We start from the raw sequence: 17,139 nt of genomic DNA on the forward strand, positions 1-17,139 counted from the left end.
TCCCAGGTGAAGATCTCGGAGGTCATGGTCTCCTTGTAGAGGGCCCGCATGTACTTCAGGGCCTCGATCGTCTCCTTCGAGTTGATGATCACGCGGCCGGCCTCGTCCTGCTCGGCCCCCCCGTAGGACCAGAGCAGGGCCCGCATCGCCATGTTGGTGTCGAGCTCCTGGGAGAGACCGATCCCCACCGGGTTGCCGAGGGTCTCCTTGATCTTCCTGCCCCCTACCCTCAGGTCCTCCCAGCTGTTGGGGCCATTGGGGTACCCGACCTGCGACCACAGGTCCTTGCGGTAGTTGCCCGGATCCGGGACGTAGGAGTCGGAGAAGGAAAAGTACTTCTTGGTCTTGGGGTTGTAGGTGGACTTGTGCCCGAGGGGGATGACCTTGCCGTGCTTCTTCTCGACCTGCTGATAGATCTCGGCGTGGTCGATGACCTGCTTCTCGTAGGCGGCGGGGGGGGAGAGGAACATGAACAGATCGTGCCCCTTCTGGGCCGAGACCTCGGCCGCCGCCCGGGCATTGATCTCGGCAATCGTGATGTGGTCGACCGTCACCTCGGTGTCGTGCTTCTGCCCCCATTCCTTTGTGAACACGCCATCGAACCACTTGTCGTAGGCGGGGACGAAGTGGCTCCACTGGAGGATCTTGAGGGTCTTGGCGGCGGCACTCGCCGGCCGGGAGAACAGGAAAGCAGGCCCCACGCCCGCGGCCAGGGCGCCCGCGCCCGTCAGCTTCACGAACTCTCTCCGCGAGATCCCCCGCTCACGCTTTCTCTTCATGACCTTGTCCCTCGCGTATGTGAGGCCTGCGATCGCCGGCCAACGCACGTCGTGGCCGACTCCGGAGACCGGCAAAAAGGAGTCTAGCGGCGCTCTCGCGTACCGCCAGCGAAGGTCGCAGGACCATGCCCCCGCGTTCGAAGCGGTGCGAGACGCTACAACGGCAGAGCCCCGCTGGTCAACGAGAAAAGCGGGCACGACGGGCGATCGCGCCCCCAAAAAGCCCTTGACAATCCAGAAATCCGCTGTCACGCTTCCGTCACGTTCGGGTTTGCTGTTCTCACCTAACAGAGAGGTCTCACCGATGCTCCTCCTCCAGGGGCCGGGCCTCGATGTGTCTGACTCCCTGCGGCCCTGCGCAGTTCGCGCCGGCTCTCCCAGGGTAGAGCCCCCGGTTCGAGGCTGTCGCATGCAGCCAGCCCCCCGAATGGACCACTTCCGACGATCCCGTTTGCCCAGGAAACTCGCCTAAGGAGGCTTGTCCCATGAGTCGGTTTCTGCGCCTTTTGCCCGCCGTTGCCCTGATTGTCGTGGGCCTGCCGTCGCGAAGCCAGGCCGCGGACACCGCATCCTCCCCGGCGGAGAGCCTCGACGCACCGGCTGCGCCCGCCGCTCCTGCTCAAAAGCCCGAAGAGCCCGCGAAGCCAGCGCCGCCCCCGCCTCCGGCCGTCATCCCCGCCGTCGCCCCGGTTCGGGTCCTCCCCATCGACCCCGCCAAGCACGAGGGCCTCATCCCTGACATCAAGATGGGCTCCGGAGCCAAGCTCAAGTTCTACGGCTACTTCAAGACGAGCGTAATTTACGACTCCTCCTCCCCCTACGGGAACGACTTCCCCCTGCCCTTCTTCCTGGCCGGCGGTGACGCCGGGCCGGACGGCGCTCCCGAGTTCCACGTGAAGGCCCGGAACTTCCGGATCGGAGCCAGCTTCGAGTGGCCGGACAAGTCCGACACCTTGACCCTGACCGGACGCGTGGAAGGGGACTTCGAAGGGGATTTCACGCGGGTCGCCAACCGCAATATCTCCTCCGTCCGCTCCAGCCAGTTCGGCATCCGCCTCGCCTGGGCGCGCCTCGACCGGAAGCTGGACGACAAGGTCACCTTCTTCGCTCTCTTCGGGCAGGACTGGACGCCCTTTGGCTCCTCGACCCTGCCCCCCCTCATCGAGGTGACCGGTCTCGGAGTGGGCTTCGGGTCGCTCTACGAGCGTGCGCCCCAGGCCCGCTTCGGTCTGAACATCAAGGCCAGCGACTCTGTGAGCATCGGGCCCGAGGTGGCGGTAGTGCTGCCCGCTTACGGCAACCTGCCCACCGACGTCGCGAATCAGCTCGCTTACGGCGAGCGCCAGGGAGCCGACTCCGAGCGGCCCGAGATCCAGGGCCGGCTCGTTTTCCAGTTCCCCCTCGACTCGGCGCCGGGGGTGGTCCCGGCTCAGATCATCGGCAGCTTCGTGACCGGCAAGCGGCGGGCCATCGTGCGCGCCGCGGATGTGCCGGCTGCCTTCAAGAGCGCTTTCCCGACCGGAGCCACGGTGGACAGCGACCGCAACGGCTGGACGGCGGAGGTTCAGCTCCCCACCCGGGCCCTGACCCTGTCCGGCAAGTATTACGACGGCAAGGACCTGCGCTTCTATTTCGCGGGGCAGCTCTTCTCGAACTTCAACGACACCACCGGACTCACCGGCACGGCCACCGGCCCCTCGCTCGACGGCTCCTCCACCGTGGTCTTTGGCCTCCGCAACGGTTCGCCGACAGTGGCCCCCCAGACCCCGATCCGGGCGAAGGGCGGCATGGCCTGTGTGGGCTTCCCTCTCTCCCGCATCTTCGGGGCCACCCCCGGGTCCCGGAGCGCGGGTTGGACGCTCAACCTGGGCTACGGCTACGACGAGGCCAACTCGGCTGACGTGCTCCGGGCCGGCGCCTCCAATCGGCAGAAGAGCAACGTCATCTACGGCAACCTGAACTGGAAGCTCAACTCGTTCCTCACCTTCGCCTACGAGCAGTCTCGCTACGAGACCCAAGCCATCGCCAACCCGGGTGCGAACCTGCCGATTTTCAAGGGGGTCCCCACCTCGAAGGCGGACGACAATCGTTCCGAGTTCGCTGCTATAGTCACGTTCTGAAGAAATTCCGAGCGTGGCTAGGGGTCAGCCCGAGGCTCGGGCTGACCCCGTAACCTAAGATCGGCAAGGGGGAGAAACTATGGACGGCACCGCTGCTGCCACTGCTGCGCCATCGAAGGACCTCGCGACGCCGAGGAGCGAAGAGAGGCGCGTCATCTTCGCGTCGTCCCTGGGAACGGTCTTCGAATGGTACGACTTCTACCTCTATGCGATCCTGGCCCCCTTCTTCGCGGGGCTGTTCTTCCCCCCCGGTAACCAGACGGCGGCCCTGCTCGGAGCTTTCGGCGCCTACGCCGCCGGTTTCCTGGTGCGGCCTTTCGGGGCCCTGATCTTCGGCCGGGTCGGGGACCTCGTGGGACGCAAGTACACCTTCCTGGTGACCATCGTGGTGATGGGGATCTCCACCGTCCTTGTGGGCTTCATGCCCAAGTACGCTACCCTGGGTTTCGCGGCCCCCATTATCCTGGTCGCGCTTCGGCTGGCCCAGGGCCTGGCCCTGGGCGGCGAGTACGGCGGCGCGGCCACCTATGTGGCGGAGCACTCCGCCGACAATCGCCGGGGGTACGCGACGAGCTGGATCCAGACCACGGCCACCCTGGGCATGTTCATGGCCCTCATCGTCATTGGCCTCTGTCGCTACTTCATGCCGACGGCGGACTTCGCGAATTGGGGCTGGCGCATCCCCTTCTGGTTCTCCATCCCGCTTCTGCTGATCTCGATCTATATCCGACTGAAGCTGAGCGAGTCACCGATCTTCCAGCGGATGAAGTCCCAGGGGAAGGGCTCGAAAGCGCCGCTCACGGATAGCTTCTTGAGATACCCCAACAATAAGTACGTGGCGCTGGCCCTCCTGGGCGCGACCGCCGGACAGGGTGTCGTGTGGTACACGGGCCAGTTCTACGCCCTCTTCTTCATCCAGATCTACCTCAAGCTCGATTTCATTCCCACCTACGAGCTCATCGGCCTCTCGTTGCTTTTGGGCACGCCCTTCTTCCTGGTCTTCGGCGCCCTTTCCGACCGCATCGGCCGCAAGAAGATCATCTTGGCCGGGTGCCTCATCGCGGCTGTGACCTACTTCCCCCTCTTTAAGGGCCTCACGCACTACATCAATCCCGCCCTCGAGCGGTACCAGGAGAGCACGCCGATCAGCGTGGCCGCCACGGACTGCAACTTCCACATCTTCCTGGGACCCTGGTCGCGGCAGTCGGGCTGCGACTACGTCAAGGACTTCCTGGGCAAGGCCGGGCTCTCGTTCCAGTCCATACCGGCCGCCCCCGGCGAGGCGGTGCTGGCCAAGATCGGCGACATCGAAATCAAGGGATGGCAGGAACAAGCGGGGGGCAAGACCGACGCCAAGTTCATCGCCGCCCTGCAGAGCGCGCTCAAGGCGACCAACTACCCGCCTAAAGCCGATCTCGCCCAAGTCAACTGGGTGATGGCGGAGCTGCTCCTGGTCATCATGGTGATCTACGTGACCATGGTGTACGGGCCCATCGCCGCCTTCCTGGTCGAGCTGTTCCCAACCCGGATCCGCTACACCTCGATGTCCCTGCCCTACCACATCGGCAACGGCTGGTTCGGCGGGATGCTCCCCTTGCTGGCCACGGCCATGGTCGCGGCCTCGGGCGATATCTACAACGGCCTCTGGTACCCGATTTGGGTGGCGATCATGACCTTCGTGATCGGCAGCCTCTTCGTGAAGGAGACCAAGGACCACAAGCTCCAAGAGGACTTCTAGGGAGCGGCCGCGGGAGTCCGCCCCCACTCCGGCCCCGCGCCCTCGGGGAGAGGGCCGGGGCCCTTCTTGTCAGGGAGGGGTGCAACTCGGCTAGAATCTCCGCGCCAGGTCGAGACCGACTCCCATGAACCCCCCGCGCGACGTCCTGGACCGAGTAGGAGGCGCCGTGTCTGAACCCATGTACCCGGTCAAGCCCCACATCGCGGCCCGATCGCACATCAAGAGCCAGCAGGAGTACGAACGGCTCTACCGTCTCTCCCTCGACAACCCAGAGTGGTTCTGGGGAGAGCAGGCGAAGACCCTCACCTGGTTCCATCCCTGGGAATCGGTGCTGGACGTCGACTACCAGGAGGTGGACTTTGCCTGGTATTCGGGCGGGCGGCTGAATGCTTCCTTCAACTGCGTGGACCGTCATCTTGCCACCCAGGGCGACCGCACGGCCATCATCTGGGTGGAGGATGAGCCCGGAGCCTACAAGCACATCTCCTACCGGGAGTTGAAGCACAATGTCTGCCGGATCGCGAACGTCCTCCTGAGCCACGGGGTCCGCAAGGGGGACCGGGTCTGCATCTACCTGTCCATGATTCCCGAGCTCGCCTACACGATGTTGGCCTGCGCCCGCATCGGAGCCGTGCACTCGGTGGTGTTCGGGGGGTTCAGCGCGGAGTCCCTGCGCGACCGCATCCTGGACGCAGGCTGCCGTGTTCTCGTGACCGCCAACGAGGGACTGCGGGGCGGGCGACGGATCCCGCTCAAGAAGATCGCGGACAAGGCGATCGAGGGCATGCCCCTGGTCGAGACCGTGCTCGTGGTGAGGCGGACCGACTCCGAGGTGGAGATGCGGTCCGGACGCGACCTCTGGCTGGACGAGGAGTGCCGCATGCACCGGTCCACCTGCACCAACGCCTGGATGGGGGCAGAGGATCCCCTCTATATCCTCTACACCTCGGGTAGCACGGGCAAGCCCAAGGGGGTGCTTCACACCACCGGCGGCTACCTGGTCTACGCGGCGGTGACGCACAAGTTCGTGTTCGACTACCGCCCGGGTGACATCTACATGTGCGCGGCCGATGTGGGATGGGTGACCGGCCACAGCTACATCGTCTACGGTCCTCTCGCCAACGGGGCCACCACCGTCATCTTCGAATCCACCCCGACCTACCCCGATGCGGGGCGCTATTGGCGGGTCGTGGACGACCTGGGCGTGAACATCCTTTACACCGCGCCCACCGCGCTGCGGGCCCTGGCCCAGGCCGGCGACGACTTCGTGAAGCGGTACCGACGCGACTCCCTGCGCATCCTGGGCACGGTGGGGGAGCCCATCAACCCCGAGATATGGCGCTGGTACCACGACGTGGTGGGGGAAGGGCGCTGCTCGATCGTCGACACCTGGTGGCAGACGGAGACGGGTGGGATCCTCATCACTCCCTTGCCGGGCGCCATCCCCACCAAGGCCGGCTCCGCCACCTTGCCCTTCTTCGGGATCAAGCCCGTGGTGGTGGATGCCAGCAACGGGAAGGTGCTGGAGGGGAACAACGTGGCCGGGGCCCTCTGCCTGGCCACCCCCTGGCCCGGGCAGGCCCGCACCGTGTGGGGCGACCACCAGCGCTTCCGGCAGACGTACTTCTCTCAGTACCCGGGCTACTACTTCACCGGGGACGGCGTGCGCCGCGACGAGGACGGCTACTACTGGATCACGGGGCGCATCGACGACGTCCTCAATGTCTCCGGCCACCGTCTGGGCACGGCCGAGATCGAGAGCGCGCTCGTGGCCCACGAGGCGGTGGCGGAGGCGGCGGTGGTGGGCTTCCTCCACCCCATCAAGGGGACCGGCATCTACGCCTACGTGACCCTCGTCTCGGGCTACGAGGGGAACGACCGCGAGCAGATCCAGGGCGCGCTCAAGGAGCAAGTCCGACAGGTCATCGGCGGCTTCGCCGCCCCCGACGTGATCCACGTGTCCCGCGGCCTCCCCAAGACCCGCAGCGGCAAGATCATGCGCCGCATCCTGCGCAAGATCGCGGCGTCCGAGTACGACGGAATGGGCGACATTACCACCCTGGCCGAGCCGGAGGTCGTGGAGCGGCTCATCCAAGAGCACAAGAGCGCCAAGCGCTAGCGTCCTCGGCCGGAGTGTGTAGCGGCGGGACCCTGGCCGGCCCTGACGGGAGGCTATGCTCACCGACTTCCACCTGCACACCTTCGTCAGCGACGGAGAGCTGGAGCCCGCCACCCTCCTCGCCGAAGCCGGGGCCCGCGGCATCACCCACCTCTCCATCACCGATCACGACGCCCTCGGCGCCTACGCCTGGCGGGAGGGGGCCGTGTTCGCGGAGGCGCAGCGGCTGGGGCTGAAGCTGACGGTGGGGATCGAGATGGACGCCGACCTGGACGGCCACGAGGTCCACCTGCTGGGTTTCGACCTCGACCTCCGCGAGCCGGCCCTTCTCGCCCACCTGGAGGCCGTGCGCGGAGCGCGCTTCGAGCGCGCGCGGCGCGAGATTCCGATCGTCAACGCGCTGCTCGGCGAGGGAACGATCAAGGAGGAGCAGATCTTCACCCCCGGCCGGGAGACGCTCATGAAGCCCCATTTCATCCATCCCCTCCTGGACCGGGGCCTGTTCTCGACCTACGAGGAGGCCAATGCCTGGTACCGGCAGCACGTCAAGGCGGGGGTGCCCGTGCCCAAGCCGCCGCTGGCCGAGGCGATCCGGCTCATTCGGGGGGCGGGCGGGTGGACGGTTCTTGCCCATCCCGGCTACTACGAGAAGGCGGGGGTGGCCATCGTGCCGCGCCTGGCCGCCCTCGCTGCCCTCGGCCTGCAGGGAGTCGAGCTCGACTACCCCTACCATGCCTGCTCGCCCGACCTCTTCGACGCCGCGGGCGAAGCGGCCTTCATCGCCGGCGTCCGGGCGGCGGGGGAGGGCCTGGGCCTCCGCTTCACTCGCGGCAGCGACAGCCACACCGCGTCCGACTTCGAGAAGGTCTACGGGCCCCGGCCTTGACCGCCCCCCCATCCATGTCCCGTCTTTTCCCCGCCCTCGCTCTCGCGGTGCTCGCCATCCCCTCCGCTTCTGCGCAGAGCCTGGAACAGGTGGTCAGCCGCTACTTGGAGGCCCGCGGCGGACTCCCCCGGCTTCGGACCGTTCAGACCCTGCGCATGATGGGGCGGCTGGCGCTGCCGGGGGTAGGGGCGCCCTTCACCCTGGAGCTCAAGAGGCCGGACCGGATGCGAGCGGAGTTTGCATACCAGGGCCTGCGGGGGGTGCGGGCCTACGACGGCCAGCGGGGCTGGGCCATCCCCGCCATCCCGGGACGGGACCGGCCGGAACCCCTCTCCCCGGCCGAGCTGAAAGAAGCCCGGGAACAGGCGGACATCGACCTCTCCCCGCTCGTGGACTACCAGGCCAAGGGCCACCAGGTGGAGCTCGTGGGACGGGAGCGGGTGGAGGGGAAGGAGGCCTTTAAACTCAAGGTCACCCTTCGGGACGGGAACGTGCACACCCTCTACCTGGACGCCAAGAACTGCCTCCCCATCCGCACCGAGGACACGCGGCCCTTGGACGGCGCGCCCGTGGAGTTCGTCACCGAAACGGGTGACTACCGACCCGTAGAGGGCATCCAGTTCGCTCACTTTCTGGAGATCGGCCCCAAGGGCAGCCCGGAGCGGCAGAGAATCACGTTCGACCGGATCGAGGTCAACGTCCCCCTCGACGACGCGCGCTTTCAGATGCCGTCCCCGTGAGCGCGCGCCTCAAGGGGGCGACTCTGGGGTTCGGGTGAAAGCGTTCCGAGGGCCAGAGGGGATTCCCCCGAGCCGGCTACTTGCGGGGATCCCCTCCCGTGAGCTGCCGGGGGGCTACGTTGCGCCACGCGGCGGCGAGAGCAACCCGCAGGCTCCGCGTCTTCGCCCCCCGAAGGCGCACGGCCGTGGCGCCCCGGCGGCCCCACCCGCCCTTGACGGGTGAAAAGACGGCTGGCTCGGCGCTGACGAAAGCCTCCTGCTGCTCCGGGGTCAGCTTGACCATGCCCCAGGCCGCGTCCGGGTAGCCCAAGGTCGCGAAGACCTTCCCGCGCACCCGGAAATCGCCGTGCCCCATATGACTGCCCACGGCTGCCTCGGGCATGCTCAGAGCCAGACGCCGAAAGCCCCCCCGCGTCATTGTTCGCCCCCAAGACGCCGCATCCGGGCCGAGCCCCGATGGAATCGCGATTCCGACCAGACACCGTGCGCTAGCGCCGAACTTCTTCCTGAACAACCGCCCAGGTGCTTCGCGACAGATCGGCGAACTCGGCCAGATGGTCCGTCGCGAGCTTGCCTTCAGGCGAGGCCCAGGCCGCCTCCATGCCGGGCCAATCGTCCCAATAGAGTTCGATGACCGCATCCCAGCCGGGATGCTTCCGGTTCGGATCGCGCTCGAGGTGGTTTTGGACGTATCGACGCAGGCCGGGCAGCCGACCCGCCAGAGCGGCGTGGTCGCCCCGGAGGGTCTCTTGAAACTGCTCCCGGGAGAGATCAGGCCGCCGGTACAGCACCACCAGGAACTTCAGCACTTCCCTCAACCCCGGCACCGCCCCCGCCGCCCCCGCCCCCGGGCACGGGTTGATCGCCGGCGTGCGGCGCCCACCGAATGCGGTATTATCCCATCCCACAGGAGGCAGAAAACGCATGAAGAGAGTCATCATCGGGGTCGTCAGTTGCGTCATCCTCACCGGGGTTGCTTTCGCTCAGAGGCCAAAGGAGAACGTCAACCCGGGCCGGCACCCCAACCTCGCGGCCGCGCAGAGGCACTGCCAGGAGGCCTTCGATCGGATCGTCGCCGCCCAAAAGGCGAACGAATGGGACATGAACGGACACGCGCAGAGAGCCAAGGACTTGCTGGAGAAGGCGAACGGCGAGCTCAAGGAAGCGGCGGAAGCGGCGAACCAAAACAAAGGTAAGTGACACCGGGGGGATCGAGCGGATCGGATTCCGTTCACCCCTCCCGGACCGCGGGCCAGTCCTCCTCGTCCCGGGGGCTCCTGGCCTGCGGAGACCGCCCCACGGACCGAGCCCGACCCCCGGGGGGAACCCCCGAGGAGCCCGTGGCCTGGCCCTAGTGTCCCTGCAGGCTGATCTGGAGCGTCCCCGACTCTGCGCCCGCAGGGCCGAAGTTGGCCACGAAGACTCTGTAAATGCCGGGACTGATGTTCATGGTCAGACGCTTTGGCTTGGCGGTGGGGTTGTCGGTGCTGCCCAGGAGGGTGCAGGACTGGCGGACCACTCGCGCCAGGGTCTCGTTGCAGGTCGGGTCCGTGACGTAGATCTCGATGTCGTTGCTGGCGAGCGTCCAGTCCGCGACCGCGTTCAGGGTGCCCGTCAAGGTGACCTTGATGTCGCTGATGAAGACGCCGTTTATGTCGACGTTGCTGAAGGTGATGAGGGGGAGGTTCGTGCTGTTGGGGGTGGGCGTCGCTCCCCCCGTGGGCGACGCGCTCCCGCAGCCGAGCGTTCCCACCACGAGCGCCGACGCGAGCAGGCGGGCACTAAGGCGGGACCTTGTCCGCGGTCGACGCGCGGAACCTCGCTTCCGCAGATCTGATCCTCCCCAGGCGTCCCATGCGGGGCCCGCCCTTAAAGGGCCACGGAGCCTAAACCCGCCACCCATTGTAGGCGGCCTCCGCCGCCCCCACCATCTCCCTGGGTGACATGGATCTATGCTAGCCTTGCCGCTCGTCCCAGTTTGAGGGATTCTCCCCATGGAGTGGTGGCTCTGGGTTCTGGTGGGGCTCGGCCTCTTCCTGTTGGAAATGGCCACGCCGGGGGGGTTCTTCGCAATTTTCTTCGGAGTCGCGGCCGTACTCGTGGGAGGACTGGCCTGGCCCGAGTGGGCGGGTCCGGCCTGGCTGCAATGGCTGCTCTTCTCGGCGATTTCGGTGGGGGGCCTTCTCGTCTTCCGGCGGCCTCTGATGCGCCATTTCAACCTCGACCGAAGCAAGCCCGTCGACAGCCTGGTCGGGCAAGCGGCGGTCGTGCTCGAGGAGGTCTCCACCGGGGGGGTGGGCAGGGCCGAGCTCAGGGGGACCACCTGGAGCGCGCGCAGCCACTCCTCCGTCCCCCTGACCAAGGGACAGCGCTGTACAGTGGAAAGGATCGAGGGCCTCACCCTCTGGATCCGCGCGGAATAGGAAGGGGGACGGCATGCCGGGCGTCTTGGTGGTTTTCCTGGTCCTGGCCTTCATCGTCTTCTACATGCTGGCCAAGACCGCGGTCGTGGTTCCCCAGCAGAACGCGTACGTGGTGGAACGCCTGGGGCGCTTCAGCGGCGTGCTCGATGCCGGCTTCCACATCCTCGTCCCCTTCGTGGACTCGATCCGCTACCGCCATCTTCTAAAGGAGCAGGCCTTCGACATCCCGGAGCAGGTCTGCATTACCAAGGACAACGTGCAGGTGGCGGTGGACGGTATCCTCTACCTCAAGGTCATGGACCCCGAGCGGGCCTCCTACGGCATCTCCGACTACCGCTTTGCCATCACCCAGCTCGCCCAGACCACGCTTCGCAGCGAGATCGGCAAGATCGACCTCGACCGGACCTTCGAGGAACGCAGCCACATCAACACCCAGGTCGTTACCGAGCTGGACAAGGCTTCCGAGGCCTGGGGGGTTAAGGTCCTGCGCTACGAGATCAAGAACATCACCCCTCCCCAGGACATCCTCGCCGCCATGGAGAAGCAGATGCGGGCGGAGCGGGAGAAGCGGGCAGTGGTGCTGCAGTCCGAGGGCGAGCGCGACGCCGCCATCAACAACGCGGAGGGGCAGAAGCAGCAGGTCATCAAGGCCTCGGAGGCCAACAAGCAGCAGCGGATCAACGAGGCGGAGGGTCAAGCGGCGGCCATCTTGGCCGTGGCCAAGGCCACCGCAGAAGGGATCCGGTCCGTGGCCCAGGCCATCGAGGCCCCGGGCGGCTTCGAGGCCGTTCAGCTGCGGGTGGCCGAGCAGTACATCACGCAGTTCGGTCACCTGGCCAAGACCGGGAACAGCCTGGTCATCCCCTCGAACCTGAGCGACGTGGGCTCCATGATCGCGCTGGCCATGAACGTCATCCAAGCGAAGGGGGGGGCCGCTCCCGGCCGATCCCCCGCGCCCCCCGCCCGCTAGCAGGGTTGCTCCCGGCACGCCCCCCGGACCGGGCCGCCTTCACGCGCCCGGAATGGGCCGTGATCAGCGCTCACCGCACCCCGCGCGCCGTCCAGCGCTGGCTGCACGCCCTGCCCTACAACTACGAGACAAAGGGGGAGACCCTCCGCTCCTTCCGGGGGGTCATCCGGCGCCGGCGGGCCCACTGCCTGGAAGCCGCGCTGGCCGCGGCCACGATTCTCGAGCAGCATGGCTACCCGCCCCTCCTCCTGAGTTTCGAGTCGATCGACCACCTCGACCACGTGATCTTTCCCTTCCAGTCCGGCGCTCGCTGGGGGGCGGTGGCCCGCTCCCGCGACCCCGGTCTGCACGGCCGCAAGCCGGTCTTCGCCTCGCCCCGCCAGCTGGCCCTGAGCTACGCGGATACCTACGTGGACCTCACGGGCCGGGTCACGGGCTTTGCCGTCGCCGACCTGCGCGACCTGGGACGCTACGACTGGCGGCTCTCGGCGCGCGGCGTCTGGAAGATCGAGCGCTGGCTGATCGACTACCCGCACGAGAGAATCGGGATCTCCGACCGCCGCTACCACGAACTGCACCGGCGGTACGTGCGCTACAAACGCCGCTACCCCGACCGCAAACCGGTGTACTACGCCAATCGGCGCGTGTGGATGTGACGCCTCTCCCGCCTCAGGACGAGGGAAGGGTGACGACTACCTGACTCCCGTCGATCACGGCCGGGAAGGAGGCGAGGGGTCGCGCGGCGGGGCCGTTGACGACCTGCCCCGTCACCAGGAAGCGGGAGCCGTGGCACGGGCAGTCGAGCGTGCTCGCCTGAGCCGACGGCAGAGCCACCGTGCACCCCATGTGGGTGCAGATGCGGGTGACCGCGACCACGGAGGTCTCCGAGACCCGGGTCACGGCCAGGGGAAGGCCTAGGCCGAGGAGCACACCGCTGGCGGCCACGGTCCCCCCCACCGGGGGCAAGGGCGCACGGACCAGGTTGGGTGCACCGGGGGTCGTGGTCGGGGTGGGGCCGGGGGGGGAGGGGGCCGTCGGGGAGGACCCTCCGCATCCCGTGGCAACCGCCGCCGCCACCGCCCCGCCCGTCAGGACGAACTCGCGCCGGCTGGGCATGGGGCCGCCTCCTCTCTAGTTTGGACCGGCCGCCGCCGGTCCGGGTTGAATTGCTCCCTGGTCCTAATACACGGCGCGCTTCTGGACGGTCTCCTTCGTGGACAAGGCAAAGCGGGCCTCCTCGGCGGCCGCCCCCTTGAGCCTCTCCGCCACGTATTCGCCCACCGCGGGCCCGTGCTTGAACCCGTGGCCCGATCCCCCGCCCGCCAGCCATACGTTTTCCAGGTCTGGGTGGCGATCGATCAGGAAGTCGCCGCTCGAGGTGTTCTCGTACTGACAAACCCGGGTCTCCAGGAGAGGCGCCTTCCCCAAGGCCGGGAAGCGCCGCCCCAGGAATTCCCGCACGCGGGCCACGCTCTCCGCGGAGACCAGCCGCTCGCCCTCGTCCGGCTCGAAGGCGGGGCCGTGCCGATCCGGTGCCACCTTGAAGCCACGCCCCTCCAGGTCCGGGATCCCGTAGACCTCCTCGCCGAAGTCGATCCAGGCGGGCAAGGCGGGGCTGCTGAACCGGACGTCGCCCGCGGGCGGCCCGAAGAAGAAGACCTCCTGGCGGGTGGGGAAGATGCGGCCGGCGAGGAGACCAGGGAAGACCTTGGGGAGCCAGGGGCCACAGGCGAACACAAACTCGCGGGCGTGGATGCCCTCGCCGTTCTCGGTGCGCAGCGCCTCCAGGCGGCCGTGGCCTTCGGGGGGCAAGACGTGGGCGGCCCGGTAGTCGACTCCCGCGCGCACGGCCTCTGCTACCAGAGCGGAGACCGCGCGGCGGGCCAAGATCACCCCGCTCTCCGGCTCCAGGAGGGCCCAGGTGTGGTCTCCGAGCGCGATCTGGGGGAAGCGAGCCTCGAGGTCGGGGCGCAAGAGCCGCTCGTGGCGGACCCCCAGGCGGCGGAGGGTGGCGAGGGTGTCTGAGACCAGGGGGTCGCCTTCGCGGGCCAGCCAGAGGACGCCGGTAGGTTTAAAGAGAGGCAGGCCCGTTTCCCGGAAGAGCGACGCCCAGAGGTCAAAGGAGCGTCGGGCGAAGCGCGTGTACAGGTCGTCCGCGCCGTAGCCCATGCGGATGATGCGCGACTCGCCGCCCGAACTGGATCGCGTGTTCCCGGGGCCGTAGGCATCCAGGAGCACCACGCTTCGGTCGGCTCGTCGCAGGTGCCAGGCCGTCCACGCTCCGAAGCATCCGGCCCCGACCACGGCCACGTCGTGGGTGTGGTGGGCGTTCCCCATCTCAGCCCGGGTCAGCCCGCCGGTCCCTTCCGCCCCCCCGTCCATTCCGGCAGGAGCCCATGGCGTATGTCCATGCGCTCGAGAACCCGGGCCACCGTCTGGTTGACGAGGTCGTCTATCGTCTTCGGCCGCAGATAGAAGGCGGGCATAGGCGGGAGGAGGATGCCTCCCATCTCGGCGAGGGCGAGCATCTGCCGAAGGTGGCCCACGTGGAGGGGGGTCTCGCGGACCACCACCACGAGCGGACGCCCTTCCTTGAGCGTGACGTCGCCCGCCCGCGCGATCAGCGTGTCTGTATAGCAGTTTGCGAGCGCGGAGACGGTCTTGATGCTGCAGGGGGCGATCACCATCCCCGCGGTGCGGAATGAGCCGCTGGCCGGTGCCGCGGCCAGGTCGCGGTTGTCGTGGACAACGTGGGCCAAGGCCTCGACCTGTTTCACTGAGAAGTCGGTCTCCTCCACCAGGGTGCGCTTGGCGGACGCGCTCACGATCAGGTGTATCTCCACATCGGGGGTGGTGCGCAGCGTCTCCAGCAGGCGGATGCCGTAAATGGTTCCGGAGGCGCCGGAGATGCCCACGAGGATCCGTCGCACGGGAGGCCATGGTACACCGGGCGCGGCGGGGGTGCTCAGGAAGCAGCGCCGGCCAGGACCATGGGTCCGCTGGGGCTGGGGACACCGCCCGTGATCTCGAGGGTGACCGCGAACGTCTTCACGCCCGCCATGTCATCGACCATGGGCAGGCGGAACACGGCCCCGCCCTCGGCGTCCACCTGGAAAACACCCGCCGGCACCGGTGACTTTGCGATCACCCAGATCTCGTAGGTCTTGCCCGCGGGGGCGGGGGTGAGGCCGGAAACCAGGAGCACCGCTTCGCGGCTGCCCGGGTTCCAGACCACGCGGGCATGGGCCTGGGGCGCGGCCGCGAGCCCGGCCAGACTCGTCACCCGCGCGTCGGGACTCGCCAGGAGGTCGCGGAAGGCCTTCTCGTCTGCCAGGCGGCGCCGCGCCGCGTCCAACTCCTCGCGAGACTTCTGCAACTGGGCCCGCATGGTGTCGGCCTCCGCGCGCGCCGCCTCCATAGCTCGGCGGGATCCGCTCCGCTCCTTCGAGATCATTACGAGGCTGCCCAGGGAGAGGACGAGGGCGGCGGCTGCGGCCAGGACGGGCCAGATCCAAGCCCGCCGCGCTCCAGCGGGGCGAGCCACGGCGGCGAAGATGCGCCGGCGCAGGTGGGGCGCGGGGGGCACGGGGGGGGTGGCCAGTCCGATGCGGTCGGCGACGGTCTCGAAGGCCGCGAGCTCCCGGCGCCCCTCCTCGCTTCCCGCTAGGCGCTCCTCGAAGTAGGCGCGGTCCTCGCCGTCCAGGGCCCCCAGGGCGGCCAGAGGAGCCAGTTCGAGGAGGCGGTCGTCGGTCATGAGGACCTCCCTCCCAGGACCTCGCGCAGCCGAATCATGGCCGTCCGGATCCTTGTCTTGACCGTCCCCAGCGGCTCGCGGAGGCGCTCCGAGATCTCGGACTGCGTGAGTCCTTCGTAGTAGGCGAGCTCCAGGGCCCGCCGCTGGTCAGGGGACAGGCCCTCCAGAGCCTTCCGCACGGCCAGGGCTTCGTCGCTGCGGGGGAGGGCCACCGCGCCCGGCGGGGCCGTGCCCGCATCCTCACGGCGTGAGGTTCGTCTGCGCAGGCGGTCGAGGGCGCGGGTGCGGGCTATCGTGCAAAGCCAAGCCTCGGGTGAACCACGGCGGGGATCGAAGCGAGTCGCCTGGCGCCAGACTTGGACGAAGACCTCCTGGACCACGTCCTCGGCTTCCGCGCGGTCGTGCAGGATCCGGAGGGCCAGGCCGTTCACGAGCCCGGCGTAGAGGTCATAGAACTCCCCGAGGGCCTTGTGGTCCCCCGAGGTCAGCCGGCGAATCAGCGATTCGGCTTGGGGCGCAGCCATTCCGGAACCGGGAGCCTAGACGGGAGATCTTAACCACAGGCCGCCGCCCGTTCCACCGGGGGAGGTCCCGCTCTCCAAACGCCTCGCGGCCGCTGCCGAATCGGGCCCGGGCCCAAGAGCCCCCGGCATCCCCGCATCTGCGCTAATAGACACGAAGTAGCTTGATGGGCTAGCGACGGTCTTGGGTCGCGGCGACCCCCGTCCAAACCAGGCGATGGAAGAGGCGGTCCATCACCTCGGGTGACCCGGGGCGGTCGCGGGCGAGCCAGAAGGACATCAGGGACAGCAACGCGCCGGCTAGCGCGTGGGACAGAGCCCTCCGGTCGCCCGTGGCTATCCGCCTGCTCGCTGGCCGCTCGACAAGCCTGTTCTCAATCGCCCGGGCGAAGTGCTCGCGCGCCAGCTCCATGAATTCTTGAATCCGCCCCGACTCGACCAGCGCCCTATTGCCGGGACCCTTCCTCACCCTGCGGGCGGAATCTCATTATAAGGATGGCGAAAGGGAGCCGGAGCGGCAGCATTGGCCCGCTGGCCTCGATGCTGGATTCTTCCACGCGGCGGACCGAGAAAAGGGGTCCAGTCCCGGCCAACGAGCGGACAGATCTGGCCAGTGGAAAGAAGCGAGGCCCCTGGGGACCTGACACCTAGAGGGGATCCTCGAGTCGTGCTCCATCCGCGGGTAGGCGAGGGGAACCTCCACCGCTCCCCGTTCGTAGTTGAGGCCAAGGCTCAGCGCTTGAAAGTAACCACGCTACTCCTCATCGGCGGCACCGTCCTCGCGTCGGCGGCGGACCGCGACGAGCGGGCCGCCTCTGGACTCACGGCCGCGGCGCTCGCCGGGGTCTGGCAGGGCACGCTGTCTCATTCGGGCGAGACCCAGACCTACGGAATGGAGCTCGAGCCGGAGAGCGACGGCACCCTCCGCGTCAAGCTGTCCGTGCCCATCCTCTATTTAGCGCATCGGGAGGTGGGGAAGCTTGCGCCCCAAATCGACGGCAACAGCGTCAGCATCGGCCCGTTCAAGTTCTTGTACGACGCCAACACGAAGACTCTGAGCGGCACGATGCCCAGCAGGATCGTCCCCGT

The 17,139-nt window shown here is 67.8% G+C and carries 20 protein-coding genes; 10 read left to right on the forward strand and 10 right to left on the reverse strand.

All coding sequences use genetic code 11. The annotated features are described in order from the left end of the window. Positions 1-779, reverse strand: a 779-nt coding sequence (locus tag VN461_09460) for an extracellular solute-binding protein (GenBank protein ID HXB54996.1), incomplete at its 3' end; no start/stop codon positions are given. Positions 780-1,264: 485 nt separating this feature from the next. On the opposite strand from VN461_09460, the gene VN461_09465 reads away from it, so the two are divergent. The 5 genes from VN461_09465 (at position 1,265) to VN461_09485 (ending at position 8,382) form a co-directional block, all read left to right on the forward strand. Beyond that, positions 1,265-2,899 (forward strand): hypothetical protein, encoded by a 1,635-nt coding sequence (locus VN461_09465; protein HXB54997.1) that lies wholly within the window; start codon positions 1,265-1,267, stop codon positions 2,897-2,899. A gap of 79 nt (positions 2,900-2,978) precedes the next feature. Next, positions 2,979-4,637 (forward strand): MFS transporter, encoded by a 1,659-nt coding sequence (locus VN461_09470; protein HXB54998.1) that lies wholly within the window; start codon positions 2,979-2,981, stop codon positions 4,635-4,637. Positions 4,638-4,815: 178 nt separating this feature from the next. Next, positions 4,816-6,756: an acetate--CoA ligase gene (gene acs / locus VN461_09475; GenBank protein ID HXB54999.1), complete on the forward strand. Its 1,941-nt coding sequence runs from the start codon at positions 4,816-4,818 to the stop codon at positions 6,754-6,756. 55 nt (positions 6,757-6,811) lie between these two features. Further along, complete coding sequence (locus VN461_09480) at positions 6,812-7,642, forward strand: PHP domain-containing protein (protein HXB55000.1); 831 nt, start codon at positions 6,812-6,814, stop codon at positions 7,640-7,642. Further along, positions 7,639-8,382 carry a hypothetical protein gene (locus VN461_09485; GenBank protein ID HXB55001.1) on the forward strand — a complete coding sequence of 248 codons (744 nt, stop codon included), beginning with the start codon at positions 7,639-7,641 and terminating at the stop codon, positions 8,380-8,382. The genes VN461_09480 and VN461_09485 overlap by 4 nt, the downstream gene beginning before the upstream one ends. 76 nt (positions 8,383-8,458) lie before the next feature. Here the strand turns inward: VN461_09485 and VN461_09490 are convergent, their stop codons facing one another. Then, a complete protein-coding gene (locus VN461_09490; protein HXB55002.1) occupies positions 8,459-8,800 on the reverse strand; it encodes an MmcQ/YjbR family DNA-binding protein in 342 nt (113 codons plus the stop codon). Between the two features lie 70 nt (positions 8,801-8,870). Further along, the gene (locus VN461_09495; protein HXB55003.1) at positions 8,871-9,308 is read right to left on the reverse strand and encodes an EthD family reductase; all 438 of its coding nucleotides are present in this window, start codon (positions 9,306-9,308) and stop codon (positions 8,871-8,873) included. On the opposite strand from VN461_09495, the gene VN461_09500 reads away from it, so the two are divergent. Beyond that, positions 9,307-9,582, forward strand: coding sequence for a hypothetical protein (locus VN461_09500; protein HXB55004.1), 276 nt, complete (start codon positions 9,307-9,309; stop codon positions 9,580-9,582). The genes VN461_09495 and VN461_09500 overlap by 2 nt on opposite strands. Before the next feature lie 151 nt (positions 9,583-9,733). Here the strand turns inward: VN461_09500 and VN461_09505 are convergent, their stop codons facing one another. Then, a complete protein-coding gene (locus VN461_09505; protein ID HXB55005.1) occupies positions 9,734-10,135 on the reverse strand; it encodes a hypothetical protein in 402 nt (133 codons plus the stop codon). A gap of 241 nt (positions 10,136-10,376) precedes the next feature. On the opposite strand from VN461_09505, the gene VN461_09510 reads away from it, so the two are divergent. The 3 genes from VN461_09510 to VN461_09520 are packed head-to-tail and all read left to right on the forward strand — an operon-like array spanning position 10,377 to position 12,431. Continuing rightward, the gene (locus tag VN461_09510; GenBank protein ID HXB55006.1) at positions 10,377-10,805 is read left to right on the forward strand and encodes an NfeD family protein; all 429 of its coding nucleotides are present in this window, start codon (positions 10,377-10,379) and stop codon (positions 10,803-10,805) included. A gap of 13 nt (positions 10,806-10,818) precedes the next feature. Then, a complete protein-coding gene (locus VN461_09515) occupies positions 10,819-11,775 on the forward strand; it encodes a stomatin-like protein (GenBank protein ID HXB55007.1) in 957 nt (318 codons plus the stop codon). A 59-nt stretch (positions 11,776-11,834) separates the two neighbouring features. Further along, positions 11,835-12,431 carry a hypothetical protein gene (locus tag VN461_09520; protein ID HXB55008.1) on the forward strand — a complete coding sequence of 199 codons (597 nt, stop codon included), beginning with the start codon at positions 11,835-11,837 and terminating at the stop codon, positions 12,429-12,431. 13 nt (positions 12,432-12,444) lie between these two features. On the opposite strand, the gene VN461_09525 is transcribed toward VN461_09520, so the two are convergent. From VN461_09525 to VN461_09550, 6 genes are all read right to left on the reverse strand, one after another. Then, on the reverse strand, positions 12,445-12,891 hold the full coding sequence (locus VN461_09525; protein HXB55009.1) for a Rieske (2Fe-2S) protein: 447 nt from the start codon (positions 12,889-12,891) through the stop codon (positions 12,445-12,447). A gap of 63 nt (positions 12,892-12,954) precedes the next feature. Next, the gene (locus tag VN461_09530; GenBank protein ID HXB55010.1) at positions 12,955-14,157 is read right to left on the reverse strand and encodes an FAD-dependent oxidoreductase; all 1,203 of its coding nucleotides are present in this window, start codon (positions 14,155-14,157) and stop codon (positions 12,955-12,957) included. Continuing rightward, positions 14,124-14,705 (reverse strand): UbiX family flavin prenyltransferase, encoded by a 582-nt coding sequence (locus tag VN461_09535; protein ID HXB55011.1) that lies wholly within the window; start codon positions 14,703-14,705, stop codon positions 14,124-14,126. Before VN461_09535 ends, VN461_09530 begins: the two co-directional genes overlap by 34 nt. A 35-nt stretch (positions 14,706-14,740) precedes the next feature. Then, positions 14,741-15,529, reverse strand: a complete 789-nt coding sequence (locus VN461_09540) for an anti-sigma factor (protein HXB55012.1) — start codon at positions 15,527-15,529, stop codon at positions 14,741-14,743. Continuing rightward, positions 15,526-16,053 (reverse strand): sigma-70 family RNA polymerase sigma factor, encoded by a 528-nt coding sequence (locus tag VN461_09545; protein HXB55013.1) that lies wholly within the window; start codon positions 16,051-16,053, stop codon positions 15,526-15,528. Before VN461_09545 ends, VN461_09540 begins: the two co-directional genes overlap by 4 nt. A 169-nt stretch (positions 16,054-16,222) precedes the next feature. After that, positions 16,223-16,519 (reverse strand): TetR-like C-terminal domain-containing protein, encoded by a 297-nt coding sequence (locus VN461_09550; GenBank protein ID HXB55014.1) that lies wholly within the window; start codon positions 16,517-16,519, stop codon positions 16,223-16,225. Between the two features lie 270 nt (positions 16,520-16,789). Between VN461_09550 and VN461_09555 the strand changes: the two genes are divergently transcribed. Further along, a partial coding sequence (locus VN461_09555) for a hypothetical protein (GenBank protein HXB55015.1) occupies positions 16,790-17,139 on the forward strand: 350 nt, incomplete at its 3' end.

This window comes from Vicinamibacteria bacterium (assembly GCA_035570235.1).
Classification (GTDB): Bacteria; Acidobacteriota; Vicinamibacteria; order Fen-336; family Fen-336; genus DATMML01.

Excerpts from the sequence above, each read along its gene's own strand:
- VN461_09515 (HXB55007.1), top strand. The coding sequence starts at position 10,819 with ATGCCGGGCGTCTTGGTGGTTTTCCTGGTCCTGGCCTTCATCGTCTTC.
- VN461_09495 (HXB55003.1), bottom strand. The coding sequence starts at position 9,308 with ATGCGTTTTCTGCCTCCTGTGGGATGGGATAATACCGCATTCGGTGGG.
- VN461_09500 (HXB55004.1), top strand. The coding sequence starts at position 9,307 with ATGAAGAGAGTCATCATCGGGGTCGTCAGTTGCGTCATCCTCACCGGG.
- VN461_09545 (HXB55013.1), bottom strand. The coding sequence starts at position 16,053 with ATGGCTGCGCCCCAAGCCGAATCGCTGATTCGCCGGCTGACCTCGGGG.
- VN461_09525 (HXB55009.1), bottom strand. The coding sequence starts at position 12,891 with ATGCCCAGCCGGCGCGAGTTCGTCCTGACGGGCGGGGCGGTGGCGGCG.
- VN461_09465 (HXB54997.1), top strand. The coding sequence starts at position 1,265 with ATGAGTCGGTTTCTGCGCCTTTTGCCCGCCGTTGCCCTGATTGTCGTG.
- acs (HXB54999.1), top strand. The coding sequence starts at position 4,816 with ATGTACCCGGTCAAGCCCCACATCGCGGCCCGATCGCACATCAAGAGC.
- VN461_09470 (HXB54998.1), top strand. The coding sequence starts at position 2,979 with ATGGACGGCACCGCTGCTGCCACTGCTGCGCCATCGAAGGACCTCGCG.
- VN461_09530 (HXB55010.1), bottom strand. The coding sequence starts at position 14,157 with ATGGACGGGGGGGCGGAAGGGACCGGCGGGCTGACCCGGGCTGAGATG.
- VN461_09540 (HXB55012.1), bottom strand. The coding sequence starts at position 15,529 with ATGACCGACGACCGCCTCCTCGAACTGGCTCCTCTGGCCGCCCTGGGG.
- VN461_09490 (HXB55002.1), bottom strand. The coding sequence starts at position 8,800 with ATGACGCGGGGGGGCTTTCGGCGTCTGGCTCTGAGCATGCCCGAGGCA.
- VN461_09480 (HXB55000.1), top strand. The coding sequence starts at position 6,812 with ATGCTCACCGACTTCCACCTGCACACCTTCGTCAGCGACGGAGAGCTG.
- VN461_09510 (HXB55006.1), top strand. The coding sequence starts at position 10,377 with ATGGAGTGGTGGCTCTGGGTTCTGGTGGGGCTCGGCCTCTTCCTGTTG.